The following is a 14,362-nucleotide window of genomic DNA, read 5'->3' as shown; positions in this document are numbered from 1 at the left end:
CCGTTGATGAAAAACCAGAAAGAATTGAACTTTTTGCGAACCGGCTAACCTGCAAATCCTATCAGTAATTGGGCAAACTGGCAAATCATGCTGTAGATATTGATAGGATGTAAAGGTTGAAATTAGGATTTTTTTAAAGAGTTATGGAGCTTGTTTTTAAATCGGGATATCGAGTAGATACAGTAAAAAAGTATCAGATGTTTGAGTAAATGAATTCGAATACGAAAAATATTTTCAAATTTTGTTGTAAATTGAAAGTTTGGGCTAGATTTAGGGTTTGAAAGGGAAAATTTAGATTATCTGATTCTTTACAAAGAGAATAGGCCATCTGAAGACTTAAAGAGAATTAAGAGGGAATGGGATTTGAAGATGATGATTATTGAGGAAGGGTAAATGAAAAAATGACATGTACAGACTGTTTGGTTTAGCTCTGACATGTCATTTATGTAGGAAGTGAGAATTTCAGACGGCCTTTACGCGGTAGAGGCCTTTTGAGCGAATTGCTTCCATTGAGCCAAAAGCTCTTTGAGAACGTCTTGCTGTTCATGTCCATGTTGGATGGCTTCTTGTAGCCAGAAACAAGCATTGTTGATGTCTTTTTCTACGCCCATACCATGATAATACAGACAGGCAAGATTATATTGAGCCATTGTGTCTCTTTGTTTGGCCGCTGCTTCAAACCATTTTGCAGCTTGGGCGTAGTCGACAGGTACACCTTGTCCACTGTAATACATCATGCCAAGATTGGTTTGGGATTTGCTGTGCCCACGTTCTGCGGACTGGTGATATAGATCCAGTGCTTCAGCGTAATTCTGTTGGCGTTTTAAGCCATAGTGCGCTGCAAATGCCAGCTTGTACAAACGTTCAGCTTCCTGACGTTGGAGGGCAATTTCTTTCGTCAGCTCATAGTTTTGCTGGTTATTCAATGCGCTGTCAGACAGAAGTTTTTGGTAAGCGACAAGATTACCTAAATCAGCCGAGCGTTGATAATATTGACGTGCGGTGTCTGCATCAACTGCTCGTCCCAATCCGTAGCGATAGATATCACCTAAAAGGCGCAAACCTTCCGGATCATTTTGATCCGCAGCAAATTTAGCGTGCTGATAGGCCTTTTGAGGGTCTCGTTCGGTGTTTTTACCCAATAGATATATTTCGGCAAGTGCTATATGCGCATTACTGTCACCTTGTTCGGCAGCTTTTTCGAACCATTTCAATGCTTCAGCAGGATTTGATGCGGCTAAGAGTTCTCCAAGAGAAGTTTGCGCCGGAACAATGTCGTAATCGGCGGCAATACGCAAATGTTCGATGGCTTTTTCAGGATTTTGTGCAACACCTTGCCCCAATTTGTATTGAAGGCCGAGTTGCCAGTGTGCCGCAATAAATCCCTGTGCAGCGGATTGCTGATAAAGTTTATGGGAATATTCCAAATCAGGAGAGCTGGAGTATTGGTAATGTTGGGCTAAGAAGTATTGTGCTTGAGGATTTTGTTGTTCGGCAGCTTTTAATGCCCATTTGACTGCTTCTTGGTCATTGCCATTGTCTGCGTATAAACGCATCAGGTGCAGTTGGGCAGGAGCCAATCCTTCTTCGGCAAGCTCTTGATAGGCTGCAATGAGCTTTTCTACTTCTATTCCATTATTTTCTTGTAACTGGAGAAGATTATAGCGGGCATATGGATGACCAGCTCTTGCAGCTTGTTTTAAATATTCAACTGCAATTGCTAAATCTTGCTCATTTTCGTGGTGTTCGATCAGGCATCCTGCCAGCTGAAATGCAGCCTCAATATGTCCGGCTTCTGCTGCTTCGCAGAGCAATGGGATGGCTCGTGCAAAGTCAGGCGGGTCTTGAGTGATTAATTTTTCTGCTAGCAGAAAAGATTCTTCATATTGTTGAGCATTCATCGGTTTGCTTTTATATTTTGTGAAGGATTAAGAATAAAATTATCGGCCGACAAGGTGCGGCCGTTATGATTTTGTAATTTTGAGGTTATTTACAAAAACAGACAACCGTATTTGTATTTTTATGCTTAGAATAATGGAATAATTTGTTTTATGCTGCATAAATACAACAGAAGGATATGATAAAGTGGGTTGAGAAAATACTTCTGCTGTTTATTCAGTTTAAATTATTTATCGTCCGGTTTTTTACGCCACAAAACAAGTAATTTGCCAATATGTTGCACCAGTTGAGCACCCAGTGTTTCACACAGGGCATCACAAATTTCAATACGTTCAGCACGATCATCGCCAAAAACACGGACTTTAATCAATTCGTGCGCTGTCAATGCAGCATCGGTTTCTTTGATGACCGAGTCGGTCAAGCCTTGTTGGCCAACCATAACGACAGGGTGGAGGTGGTGTGCTTGGGCTTTCAATGCCAAAATTTCTTTGGTGCTTAATTTGTTGTCGCTCATATTAATAAGTATCCAATTAAAAAGAATAATGGCTATATTGTACGCGATTTAGAACATTTACGGGGGAAATAACGTACAATGCTGATTTTAACTTAAGCATTTCAAATCAAGATGGCTGTACGCTCAAAATCTTCAAAAGCATGGCTGCATGAGCACGTCAACGATCATTATGTCCATATGGCACAAAAGGACGGATATCGTGCTAGAGCGGCTTATAAGTTATTGGAAATCAATCAAAAAGATAAATTAATCAAACCAGGTACGGTTTTGGCGGATTTGGGCAGCGCGCCGGGAAGTTGGTCACAAGTGGCGGCCAAGCTGGTCGGTAAAACTGGGGCAGTCTTTGCTTTGGATATTTTGCCGATGGATGCTATTGAAGGCGTGTCGTTTATTCAGGGCGACTTTAGGGAAGATGCTGTTTTGGAGCAGTTTGAAGCCTTATTGGATAATCGTCCGTTAGACCTTGTAATCTGTGATATGGCACCCAATATGTCAGGCAATGCCGTAACAGACCAGGCACGCAGTTTTTATTTGTGTGAACTGGCTTTGGATTTTGCCTCACAACATTTGAAAACCGGAGGCAGTTTTTTAGTGAAGGTGTTTCAAGGCGCGGGTTATCAAGAGTATACGGCGGCTATGCGTGAAATTTTTGCCAGTGTACAAACCCGAAAGCCGGATGCTTCCCGCAATCGTTCCAGTGAGATTTACCTATTAGGTAAAAATAAACGCTGACAATGTAGGGTGGGTGCTTTAAAATTCTTTCCCTTGATTTTATTTATTTTGTAACCATGGAGCCTGTTCAGTGGGGAATACCATTAAAAACATATTAGTCTGGGTAGTGGGTGGTGCTATGCTTTTAGCAGCATTCAATGCACTCAGCGATAAGCAGGAAGATAAACAGCAAATCGAATATTCTCAATTTATTCAGCAAGTTAATAGTGGCGAAGTATCCAATGTCAATATTGAAGGATCTGTTGTCAGCGGCTATCTGATTAAAGGTGAGCGCACCGATAAAACTGCCTTCTATACCAATGCGCCTTTGGATGACAACTTGGTTAAAACACTGTTGGACAACAAAGTACGCGTCAAAGTGACTCCGGAAGAAAAACCAAGCATGCTGGCCAGTCTGTTTTACAGCCTGCTGCCTGTTTTGTTGTTGATTGGCGCATGGTTCTACTTCATGCGCATGCAAAGCGGCGGTGGCGGTAAAGGCGGCGCATTCTCTTTTGGTAAGAGCCGTGCACGTTTGTTGGACAAAGATTCCAATAAAGTTACTTTTGCCGATGTTGCCGGTTGTGATGAGGCTAAAGAAGAAGTACAAGAAATCGTGGATTACCTGAAATCGCCTAACCGTTACCAAAGTCTGGGCGGTCGTGTACCGCGCGGTATTTTGTTGGCCGGTAGCCCTGGTACGGGTAAAACATTGCTGGCTAAAGCGATTGCTGGTGAGGCCGGTGTGCCATTCTTCAGTATTTCAGGTTCTGACTTCGTAGAAATGTTTGTCGGTGTCGGTGCGAGCCGTGTCCGCGATATGTTCGAGCAGGCCAAGAAAAACGCGCCATGTATCATCTTTATCGATGAAATTGATGCTGTCGGCCGTCAGCGCGGTGCCGGTTTGGGTGGTGGCAATGATGAGCGTGAGCAAACATTGAATCAATTGTTGGTTGAAATGGATGGTTTTGAAAGTAACCAAACCGTTATTGTGATCGCAGCAACCAACCGTCCTGATGTACTTGACCCTGCGTTGCAGCGTCCGGGCCGTTTTGACCGTCAAGTCGTTGTTCCATTGCCCGATATCCGTGGCCGTGAGCAAATCTTGAAAGTACACGCTAAAAAAGTACCTTTGGATGCATCCGTAGATTTAACTTCTTTAGCACGTGGTACCCCTGGTTTTTCAGGTGCGGATTTGGCGAACTTGGTCAATGAAGCAGCTTTGTTTGCCGGTCGTCGCAATAAAGTTAAAGTCGATCAAAGCGACTTTGAAGATGCTAAAGACAAAATCTACATGGGTCCGGAACGTCGCAGCATGGTTATGCACGAAGATGAAAAACGTGCGACGGCCTATCATGAGGCCGGTCATGCAATCGTAGCGGAAAGCCTGCCGTTTACCGATCCGGTTCACAAAGTAACGATTATGCCTCGTGGCCGTGCATTGGGTTTGACTTGGCAGCTGCCTGAGCGTGACCGTATCAGCATGTACAAAGACCAAATGCTGAGCCAGATCTCAATCTTATTTGGTGGTCGTATTGCTGAAGATATTTTTGTCGGTCGTATTTCTACCGGCGCATCTAACGACTTCGAGCGTGCAACTCAAATGGCACGCGAGATGGTAACGCGTTATGGTATGAGCGACAAAATGGGGGTGATGGTTTATGCTGAGAACGAAGGTGAAGTGTTCTTGGGTCGCAGCGTAACCCGTTCTCAAAATATTTCCGAGAAAACCCAACAAGATATCGATGCGGAAATCCGCCGTATTTTGGATGAGCAATACCAAGTGGCCTACAAAATCTTGGATGAAAATCGCGATAAGATGGAAACCATGTGCAAAGCACTGATGGATTGGGAAACCATCGATCGAGACCAAGTTTTGGAAATTATGGCCGGTAAACAGCCTAGTCCACCTAAAGATTACAGCCACAATGTCCGTGATGACAAAGTAGAAGAGTCTGAAGCGCCTGTTGCTGAAGCTACTGAACCTGTTGAGCAAAATGAGGTTCAGAATACTGAGTCAGTAGAGGCAGACAAAACAGATAAATCTGTATAAGGTTTGAAACAGAAAACGGTAGCTTTTAAGCTACCGTTTTTATTTTGAAGATAAGCTAAAGGTCTCAGGCCGTCTGAAAATTTTCAGACGGCCTGATTTTATTTGGTTAATTACAAAACAGCCAAAGCAGCTTCGTAGTCAGGCTCGTTCGCAATTTCAGATACCAGCTCAGCGTGGAGAACTTGGTTTTGCTCATTCAAAACCACCACTGCACGGGCAGTTAGGCCGCGTAATGGGCTTTCTGTCAGTGTAACACCGTAATCGTTAGAAAAGCTGCTGCGGAATGTGGAAAGTGTCACTACATTTTCCAAACCTTCTGCGCCGCAGAAACGGGCTTGTGCAAACGGTAAATCGGCAGAAATGCACAAGACGACGGTATTGTCCAAAGACGAGGCACGTTTGTTGAAAGTGCGGACGGATTGGGCGCATACGCCAGTGTCAATGCTGGGGAAAATATTCAGCACTTTGCGTTTGCCTGCAAAGTCAACCAATGATTTCTCAGATAGGTCCGCCGCTACCAATGTGAAATCAGGTGCAACTTGGCCGATGGCAGGCAAATTGCCGTTTGTAGAAATAGGTGAGCCTTGGAAAGTAACTTGGGCCATGATTCAGTCCTTGTGTCAGGGGGAAAATAGGATGGTCAGGAGTTTAGTAATGACGGCGACGGAAATAGAACATGCCTTCGCTGTCAATTTCTAAAATATAGCGGCCGTTTTGTACGGCGGCATAGCCGCTTTTTCCTTCGGTATAAGGCTGCAAAGCAGCGTGTGAAATCAGATAGTCGGTCAGTTTGCTGCCGTCTTGGGCAATATTGTCCACCATTTTTGCAAAGGCAGTGTGGCAGACGCCGTTGGCTGACCAGCCGACTGAAACGCCTTTTTCATTTTTTTCCATGCATTGGCCGCTGATGACTTCTAAGTCGGTAGGGTGCTTGCCAATCAGATTGATGACACCACCCTCTATGCCGTTAATCGGGTAGGTACGTTGTTTTTTACCTTCTTTGGTTTCGCCTTCTTGAGCTGTACCCAAATCCAAACCGGCTATGGCTTGTTCATCGATATATTTAACTTTGAAGGTGGGCTTGGGTGCTTTGTCTGAGGCAGCATCATTGGCTGCAGTATCTTCAGATTTACCGCCGCAGGCAGCCAATGAAAGGCTGAACAAGATAAGGGGGAAGATTTTTTTCATATGAGAAACCCTAGAAAAACGGTTATATTTCAAATGATAAACGATATTATGGCCGTCTGAAATTTTCAGACGGCCTTGCTATTATTTCAACGGACGAATACCTACTGCATCGCGTACTTTATCCAATAATTCGCGTGCTTCTTTACGCGCTTTTTGTGCGCCGGCCTGCAAAATGTCTTCAATTTGAGAGGGTTTGGCTGTCAATTCATTGTAACGCTCGCGCGGTTCTGCAAGTTCGGCATTGATTTTTGCGCCCAAGAGTTTCTTGGCTTCGCCCCAAGCAAGGCCTTCGGCCAGCATTTGTGTGAACTCGGCAGTTTCAGACGGCGTAGAGAAGGCTTTGTAGATTTCAAACAGAGGACTTTCATCAGGCTGTTTTGGTTCACCGGGCTCTTTCATGTTGGTGATGATTTTGTTGACCGATTTTTGGGTTTTCTTGTCGTTTTCCCAAAGCGGAATGGTGTTGCCGTAGGATTTAGACATTTTGCGTCCGTCCAAGCCGACCAAGAGTTCGACGTTTTCGTCGATTTTTACTTCAGGCAGGGTGAAGAGTTCTTGGAAGCGGTGATTGAAGCGGCCGGCAATATCGCGAGCCATTTCAACGTGTTGGATTTGGTCGCGACCAACTGGAACTTCATGGGCATTGAACATAAGGATGTCGGCAGTCATGAGGATAGGGTAGCTGTACAGGCCCATTTCCACACCATGATCCGGATCTTCCTGACCATTTTCGGTATTTGCCTGTACTGCAGCTTTATAAGCGTGGGCGCGGTTCATCAGGCCTTTTGCGGTGATACAGGTCAGAATCCAGTTCAACTCCATCACTTCGGGAATGTCGCTTTGACGGTAGAAAGTGGTCTGTTCCGGATTGAGTCCGCAGGCGAGCCATGTGGCGGCAACAGCTTGAGTAGATTGATGAATCATTTCCGGCTCATGACATTTGATGATGCCGTGATAGTCGGCCAAAAAGAGGAATGATTCAGTATTGGAATCTTGCGCTGCGCGGATAGCCGGGCGGATGGCACCGACATAGTTGCCCAAGTGTGGAATACCTGTTGTGGTAACGCCTGTTAAAACTCGTTTTTTGCTCATGAAAGTATCCTTCGGCACAAAGGCCGTCTGAAAATAAATATGGTGCCGATTATACCTGATTATTCTTGATTTTTCAGACGGCCTTTTGAGTAAAGGGTAACTGGATAATAAAAGTTATACACATAAAATTTAAAAAATAAAACACTATAAAACAATAAGATAGTGAAAAATTATTGATTAATGAGTAAATGGCTCTTGAGTTATCCACATTTGCGCTTATATAGGTTCTAACAGAATATATTTGAAGAGGAACTTAAAATGAGATTTGATAAATTGACTGCCAAATTTCAGCAAGCTCTGCAAGAAGGTCAAAGTCTGGCTTTGGCTGCGGACAGCAGCTACCTTGAGGCAGGCTTTATCTTAAAAGCGTTGCTTGACGATCAAAACAGTGGTGCTGCTGCGTTACTGGCTCATGCAGGTGTGAATGTGCCTCAAGTAAAACAACGTTTGCAGCAACATTTGAGCAGCTTGCCAAAAGTATCCGGTCAAGGTGGCGATATTATGCCTAGCCGTGAGCTGCAAGCTGTATTGAACTTGATGGACAAGGCTGCAACCAAACGCGGTGATGCCTATATCGCCAGCGAACTTTTCTTGCTGGCTTTGGTTCAGCAGAATGATGCGACCGGTAAAATTTTGAAAGAGGCCGGTGCGACCGAACAAAATATCAATGCTGCGATCGATGCGGTACGAGGAGGACAAAACGTGAACGATGCGAATGCTGAAGACCAACGCGATGCTTTGAAAAAATACACACTTGATCTGACTCAACGCGCCCGAGACGGCAAGCTCGACCCTGTTATCGGTCGTGATGATGAAATCCGTCGTGCGATTCAAGTATTGCAACGCCGTACCAAAAACAACCCTGTGCTGATTGGTGAGCCTGGTGTAGGTAAAACCGCTATTGTTGAAGGCTTGGCGCAACGTATCGTCAACGGCGAAGTACCCGAATCCCTGCGTAACAAACGCCTTTTGGTTCTGGACTTGGCGGCTTTGATTGCCGGCGCGAAATACCGTGGCGAATTTGAAGAACGCTTGAAAGGCGTGTTGAACGACTTGGCTAAAGATGATGGCAACACTCTGATTTTCATCGACGAAATCCATACTTTGGTCGGCGCGGGCAAAACCGACGGCGCGATGGACGCCGGCAATATGTTGAAACCGGCTTTGGCGCGCGGCGAATTGCACTGTATCGGTGCGACTACTTTGGATGAATACCGTCAATACATCGAGAAAGATGCGGCACTCGAACGCCGCTTCCAAAAAGTATTGGTTGGCGAGCCAAGTGTGGAAGATACCATCGCTATTTTGCGCGGTTTGCAAGAGCGTTATGAAATCCACCACGGTATCGATATTACCGACCCTGCTATCGTTGCCGCAGCGGAGTTGAGCGACCGTTATATTACCGACCGCTTCCTGCCTGATAAAGCGATTGATTTGATCGACGAAGCAGCCAGCCGTATCAAAATGGAGCTGGACAGCAAACCCGAGCAGATGGATAAACTCGACCGCCGCATTATCCAGCTCAAAATGGAAAAAATGCACGTTGCCAAAGAAAGCGATGACGCCAGCAAAAAACGTTTGGAACTGATAGACGAGGAAATCGACGGCCTGCAAAAAGAATACGCCGATTTGGACGAAATTTGGAAAGCTGAAAAAGCGGCATCATCCAGCACTGCCGACATCAAAAAACAGATGGACGACATCAAAGTCAAAATCGAGCAGGCCAAACGTCAAGGCGATTTTGCCCGTGCGTCCGAACTCGAATACGGTGAGTTGCCGAAATTGGGTGCACAGTTGCAAGCGGCAGAAAGCAATCCTGACGGCAAAAAACAAAACAAACTTTTCCGTACTGAAGTCGGCGCGGATGAGGTGGCCGAAATCGTTTCCCGCATGACCGGCATCCCTGTGTCCAAAATGATGGAAGGTGAACGCGACAAGCTGCTGAAGATGGAAGAAGTATTGCACCGCCGCGTGGTTGGTCAAGACGAAGCCGTGCGTGCTGTGTCTGACGCTATCCGCCGCAGTCGTTCCGGTTTGGCCGATCCGAATAAACCTTATGGCAGCTTCTTGTTCTTAGGCCCGACCGGCGTGGGTAAAACCGAGTTGTGTAAAGCCCTGGCAGGTTTCCTGTTTGACAGCGAAGACCACCTCATCCGCATCGACATGTCCGAATACATGGAAAAACACGCCGTTGCCCGCCTGATCGGCGCGCCTCCGGGCTATGTCGGCTACGAAGAAGGCGGCTACCTGACCGAACAAGTCCGCCGCAAACCATACAGCGTGATTCTTTTGGATGAAGTGGAAAAAGCCCATCCGGACGTATTCAATATCTTGCTGCAAGTATTGGATGACGGCCGCTTGACCGATGGACAAGGTCGAACAGTGGACTTCAAAAATACCGTTATCGTCATGACTTCCAACATCGGTAGCCAACATATCCAACAAATGGGTACTCAAGACTACGAAGCGGTGAAAGAAGTTGTGATGGAGGATGTGAAAGAACATTTCCGTCCTGAAATGATCAACCGTATTGATGAAGTAGTCGTGTTCCACGGTTTGGATCAAGCCAATATCCGCAGCATTGCGAAAATCCAGCTTAAAGGTTTGGAAAAACGTTTGGAAGCACAACATCTGCATCTGAAAGTCGATGATGCTGCCTTGGATCTGATTGCCGAAGCCGGTTTTGATCCTGTGTATGGTGCCCGTCCGCTCAAACGCGCCATTCAGTCAGAAATCGAAAACCCGCTGGCAAAAGCATTGCTTGAAGGCAAATATGCACCGGATAGCACAATCCATGTTAAAGAAGAGGGTGGTAAGCTCTTGTTTACACAAGGTTAAAACAATGTAGTGTGCTGTTGTAAAAGGCCGTCTGAAAGAATTCAGACGGCCTTTCTTACTTATTGATTCACATCATATATTTGTTATGTGATTTGATTATTCATTGAATTTTAGAGAATATTAATTGAAAATCTTGTGCCATGGGTTGATAAAGAATGCGATATAATCCGACCTGTTTGCCAAGGTTCTTGCTAAATATCTCATTTTATGTAATAATACTACAATGCAAAAACTGACTAATCAAAATCTTCACATTATTTTGTCGGAACGCTTAAATGATACCGACTTTGTTCTTATTCTCAATGCATTAATCAAATTTTTGCGCCGAGGAGGCAAAAAACAGGCTTCCGAACGTTTCGATTTGATTTTATCTACTTTAAAACAAGACGATGCTTTATGCCGTCAATTCAGCCTGCGCTTCTATGCCTGGTTGTCCAAAGTTCACATCTATCCTGCACTGATTAAGCTGGGTATTTTCTCGCGCCATAGTTTTACTCGGGAGATGGGCATACGGATTTACGAGCGTTTCAGCCCGTCTTATAAAGATTTTTCCAATCTGCGCGAAGTATTTTTATATCTTTTTCATTCGAAAAACGATGATAAATGGTTGCAAACCCTGAGTTTGCGCCAATGGTTGAGCATGTATGAATTGTTGCAGGGCAAAGCGGATCCTGCTTTGCTTCAGACGGCCAGCCGACAGTTGGCAGATGCCCGTTTGCGTGCAGTGGAGATGCTGTCTATTTGGATTGCTTCCGAAGCGATTGAGCCGGATTTAATACGAATTGCCCCCCGTTTATTGGAGGCGGATTCGGCATTTGTTGCTTTGCAACGTGAAATTGCAAAATTGGTAGAACACTATCGCCACAGTGAAGAAACTTATGATACGGCGCACTTGGAGGTCATGTTTGACCAGTGCGACAAGCAAATTGAGTATCTGCGTCGTCGTGGTACAGGAGCAGGGTCTGGTTCGTCAGTGAAAGTGGCGCACTTGTTGGAGCGCCTGCAACAAACCATAGACCGCCTGAAACTGTTGACCAATATTCAAATCGAAACCGGCAGCCGTACCCGCTTAACCATCAATCTGATGAATGCGATGATTTACGCGGCGGTAGAGCAATACAGCACCAGCCACTTGCGTAAAAGCAGTATCCGAATGCTGGCGCGCAGTATTACGGAAAACAAAAGCCATCATGGTGAGCATTACATTACGCGCAACCGTAGTGAATATTTCAAAATGTTTTATTCTGCAGCAGGTGGGGGCGTAATTATTGCTTTGATGGCTTTGAATAAAATCCATATTGCGTCTTTGGGATTCGGCGAATTTACTACTTCATTCCTTGCCGGACTTAACTACGGCTTAGGCTTTATGCTGATTCATATGCTGCATTGTACTGTCGCGACCAAGCAGCCTGCCATGACGGCGGCAAGCTTTGCAGAGCAGGTGGACTCGAATGAAGGCAGCAAAGCGGTGGACAACAAATTGGCAAAACTGCTGATTGATGTGTGCCGTTCGCAAAGTGTTGCCGTGTTTGGCAATGTATCAATTGCCGTATTGTTGGCGGCGGGGATCGCTTGGGGCTATGCCTACACGCATGGCCAGCCTTTATTGAATGAGGCGGTTACAGCCTACCAGCTTAAATCTATTGAGATTTTTACCCAGCCGACCTTATGGTATGCCGCTATTGCCGGTGTATGGCTGTTTTGCTCGGGGATTATTGCAGGCTTCTTTGACAACCGTTCCGATTATCTGAACCTGCGTCAGCGCCTGCCGTTTAATCCGTTTTTACGAAAAATCATGCGTCCGCAGCCACGCCGCCGGTTGGCCGCTTATATTCATAAGCATTACGGCTCGCTTATGGGCAATTTTATTTTCGGTATGCTTTTGGGTATGACCGGCTATTTTGGCCATCTTTTCGGCTTGCCGCTGGATATTCGCCATGTAGCATTTTCTTCGGCAAATTTGGGTTATGCCACGATTAGCGGTCATGCAGATATATTCACTTTTATGCTTGGCTTGGCAAGTGTATTGGCAATCGGTATGGTGAATCTGGTGGTCAGCTTTTCTTTAGCTTTGGCTGTTGCGCTCCGTTCTCGCGGCACGCGTTTGGGCAGTATGCGTAATCTGCTGAAGAGCTTCTGGAGTCAAGTGAAAGCTAATCCTTTGATTTTGCTGTATCCGGTTCAAGTGAATAATAAAGACAACACGAAGTAAAATTGAAGAAAGGCCGTCTGAATATATACTTTTCAGACGGCCTTTTAGTTTAAAACCGATAAAGATTAGGCTTGCAGAGAGGCTCGGTTTTCCAAAACTTGGTCAATCAAACCATATTCTTTAGCTTCATCGGCAGACATATAATTGTCGCGGTCGGTATCGCGTTCCAAGTCAGCCAAATCGCGATCACAATGTTTGGCGAGTAAGCGGTTCAGTTTCTCTTTGATTTTCAGCAGCTCTTTAGCGTGAATTTCAATATCGGAAGCCTGACCGGCCAAGCCGCCGCTGATGAGCGGTTGGTGAATCATGATGCGGCTGTTTGGCAGGGCAAAGCGTTTGCCTTTTTCGCCTGCGGACAACAGGAATGCGCCCATACTTGCTGCTTGACCCAAGCATAAGGTAGAAACATGAGGCTTGATGAAGTTCATGGTGTCGTAAATCGACATACCGGCAGTAACCGAACCGCCCGGAGAGTTGATATAGAAGAAGATATCTTTATCAGGGTTTTCACTTTCCAAGAACAGTAATTGCGCAACAACCAAGTTGGCAGATTCGTCTGTCACCGGGCCGATCAAGAAAACGATGCGCTCTTTCAAAAGGCGTGAGTAGATGTCGAATGCGCGCTCGCCGCGACCGCTTTGCTCGATAACGGTAGGGACAAGGTAATTATTGAAATCGAAGGACATTTTTGTCTCCTGTTAATGATGGAAAAGCACCAAAGCATTTAAAGCGCTTCGGTGCTTTTGATTGTCTGTTTCAGACGGCCTTGGAGCAATTAAGCTTGTGCGCCCATTACTTCGTCAAAAGACAGCGCTTTTTCAGTTACTTTAGCTTTGCTCAGAACGAAATCAACAACGTTGCTTTCTACTGCCAAAGAAGTCGGGCCTTGCAGGCGGGAAGGCTCTGCGTAGTACCAGTCGATAACTTCTTGAGGATCTTCGTAGCTTTCAGCGAAGTTGGCAACAACGGCTTTGATTTGGTCTTCAGTTGGCTCAAGTTTGTTTTCTTCAACCAATTTAGCCAAAATCAGACCCAAAGAAACGCGGCGTTCTGCTTGTTCTTTGAACATATCCAAAGGCAGATCCAAGTTGGCAGCGTCAGCCATACCTTGGTTAACGAAGTTTTGTTTCATTTCGTTTGCCAAGCGAGCGGCTTCTTCGTTGACCAAAGCAACAGGAACTTGCAAATCGGCTGCTTTGAGCAGGGCGTTCATGACAGATTCTTTAGTTTGTTCACCGATGCGGCGCTCAACTTCGCGGCCAACGTTTTTCTTCACTTCTTCACGCATTTTGGCAACGTCGCCGTCTTCAATACCCAAAGCTTTAGCGAAGTCTGCGTCAACTTCAGGCAAAGTAGCTTCAGAAACGTTGTTCAGAGTGATGGTGAATACGGCAGATTTACCGGCAACATCTTTACCGTGGTAGTCTTCAGGGAAGTTTACGGTAACATCTTTGCTTTCGCCGGCTTTCATGCCGACGACACCGGCTTCGAATTCAGGCAGCATTTGACCTGCGCCCAATACGAAAGCGTAGTTTTTAGACGCGCCGCCGGCGAAAGGTTCGCCGTCGATTTTGCCTTCGAAGTCGATGATGACGCGGTCGCCGTTTTGTGCTTCACGGTCAACATGGTTGAAACGGGTGCGCTGTTTGCGCAGAATTTCTACGGTTTGGTCAACTTCGGCATCGCCAACGGTTGCAGTTACTTTTTCTACTTCTTGGGCAGACAGGTCGCCGATGGTTACTTCAGGGAAAACTTCAAAAATGGCGGCAACTTTGAAGGACTCTTGATCGTCTTGTTCTTCAACGGCTTCAAAGCGTGGGTAACCGGCAACTTTCAATTCTTGAGCAACGGCAAC

Annotated in this window: 11 protein-coding genes; 4 read left to right on the top strand and 7 right to left on the bottom strand. The window is 45.7% G+C overall.

Going from position 1 to position 14,362, the window contains the following annotated elements; genetic code table 11:
• Positions 1-473: 473 nt before the first annotated feature.
• Both ACTHSP_RS06480 and yhbY read right to left on the bottom strand, forming a co-directional pair.
• Positions 474-1,901 (bottom strand): tetratricopeptide repeat protein, encoded by a 1,428-nt coding sequence (locus tag ACTHSP_RS06480; RefSeq protein WP_314512117.1) that lies wholly within the window; start codon positions 1,899-1,901, stop codon positions 474-476.
• Between the two features lie 224 nt (positions 1,902-2,125).
• A complete protein-coding gene (gene yhbY, locus ACTHSP_RS06475) occupies positions 2,126-2,413 on the bottom strand; it encodes a ribosome assembly RNA-binding protein YhbY (RefSeq protein WP_049333825.1) in 288 nt (95 codons plus the stop codon).
• 111 nt (positions 2,414-2,524) lie between these two features.
• Between yhbY and ACTHSP_RS06470 the strand changes: the two genes are divergently transcribed.
• Both ACTHSP_RS06470 and ftsH read left to right on the top strand, forming a co-directional pair.
• The gene (locus ACTHSP_RS06470; protein WP_004520613.1) at positions 2,525-3,145 is read left to right on the top strand and encodes an RlmE family RNA methyltransferase; all 621 of its coding nucleotides are present in this window, start codon (positions 2,525-2,527) and stop codon (positions 3,143-3,145) included.
• 70 nt (positions 3,146-3,215) lie between these two features.
• Positions 3,216-5,177 carry an ATP-dependent zinc metalloprotease FtsH gene (gene ftsH, locus ACTHSP_RS06465; RefSeq protein WP_107857077.1) on the top strand — a complete coding sequence of 654 codons (1,962 nt, stop codon included), beginning with the start codon at positions 3,216-3,218 and terminating at the stop codon, positions 5,175-5,177.
• Positions 5,178-5,287: 110 nt separating this feature from the next.
• Here ftsH and tpx read toward each other — a convergent pair whose 3' ends face one another.
• The 3 genes from tpx to trpS form a co-directional block, all read right to left on the bottom strand.
• Positions 5,288-5,782: a thiol peroxidase gene (tpx, locus tag ACTHSP_RS06460; protein ID WP_107857076.1), complete on the bottom strand. Its 495-nt coding sequence runs from the start codon at positions 5,780-5,782 to the stop codon at positions 5,288-5,290.
• 43 nt (positions 5,783-5,825) lie between these two features.
• Positions 5,826-6,365 (bottom strand): hypothetical protein, encoded by a 540-nt coding sequence (locus ACTHSP_RS06455; protein ID WP_314512122.1) that lies wholly within the window; start codon positions 6,363-6,365, stop codon positions 5,826-5,828.
• A gap of 81 nt (positions 6,366-6,446) precedes the next feature.
• Positions 6,447-7,457, bottom strand: coding sequence for a tryptophan--tRNA ligase (trpS, locus tag ACTHSP_RS06450; RefSeq protein ID WP_004520609.1), 1,011 nt, complete (start codon positions 7,455-7,457; stop codon positions 6,447-6,449).
• Between the two features lie 258 nt (positions 7,458-7,715).
• Between trpS and clpB the strand changes: the two genes are divergently transcribed.
• Positions 7,716-10,295 carry an ATP-dependent chaperone ClpB gene (gene clpB, locus ACTHSP_RS06445; RefSeq protein ID WP_314512124.1) on the top strand — a complete coding sequence of 860 codons (2,580 nt, stop codon included), beginning with the start codon at positions 7,716-7,718 and terminating at the stop codon, positions 10,293-10,295.
• Positions 10,296-10,518: 223 nt separating this feature from the next.
• Entirely contained in the window at positions 10,519-12,507 is a 1,989-nt protein-coding gene (locus tag ACTHSP_RS06440; protein ID WP_440345835.1) for a site-specific recombinase, read from the top strand.
• A gap of 65 nt (positions 12,508-12,572) precedes the next feature.
• Here the strand turns inward: ACTHSP_RS06440 and clpP are convergent, their stop codons facing one another.
• Positions 12,573-13,193 carry an ATP-dependent Clp endopeptidase proteolytic subunit ClpP gene (gene clpP, locus ACTHSP_RS06435; RefSeq protein ID WP_003683589.1) on the bottom strand — a complete coding sequence of 207 codons (621 nt, stop codon included), beginning with the start codon at positions 13,191-13,193 and terminating at the stop codon, positions 12,573-12,575.
• 89 nt (positions 13,194-13,282) lie between these two features.
• Positions 13,283-14,362 (bottom strand): trigger factor (tig, locus tag ACTHSP_RS06430; RefSeq protein WP_440345834.1); only part of this gene is annotated, 1,080 nt, incomplete at its 5' end.

This window comes from Neisseria sp. P0001.S005, from assembly GCF_051963715.1.
The sequence above is the reverse complement of the archived record's forward strand: the minus strand, read 5'-3'. Positions and strand labels throughout refer to the sequence as shown.

What these genes read in the sequence shown, in the direction of transcription:
- trpS (WP_004520609.1), bottom strand. Translation starts at nt 7,457, where the DNA reads ATGAGCAAAAAACGAGTTTTAACAGGCGTTACCACAACAGGTATTCCA.
- ACTHSP_RS06470 (WP_004520613.1), top strand. Translation starts at nt 2,525, where the DNA reads ATGGCTGTACGCTCAAAATCTTCAAAAGCATGGCTGCATGAGCACGTC.
- clpP (WP_003683589.1), bottom strand. Translation starts at nt 13,193, where the DNA reads ATGTCCTTCGATTTCAATAATTACCTTGTCCCTACCGTTATCGAGCAA.
- ACTHSP_RS06440 (WP_440345835.1), top strand. Translation starts at nt 10,519, where the DNA reads ATGCAAAAACTGACTAATCAAAATCTTCACATTATTTTGTCGGAACGC.
- yhbY (WP_049333825.1), bottom strand. Translation starts at nt 2,413, where the DNA reads ATGAGCGACAACAAATTAAGCACCAAAGAAATTTTGGCATTGAAAGCC.
- ACTHSP_RS06480 (WP_314512117.1), bottom strand. Translation starts at nt 1,901, where the DNA reads ATGAATGCTCAACAATATGAAGAATCTTTTCTGCTAGCAGAAAAATTA.
- ACTHSP_RS06455 (WP_314512122.1), bottom strand. Translation starts at nt 6,365, where the DNA reads ATGAAAAAAATCTTCCCCCTTATCTTGTTCAGCCTTTCATTGGCTGCC.
- clpB (WP_314512124.1), top strand. Translation starts at nt 7,716, where the DNA reads ATGAGATTTGATAAATTGACTGCCAAATTTCAGCAAGCTCTGCAAGAA.
- tpx (WP_107857076.1), bottom strand. Translation starts at nt 5,782, where the DNA reads ATGGCCCAAGTTACTTTCCAAGGCTCACCTATTTCTACAAACGGCAAT.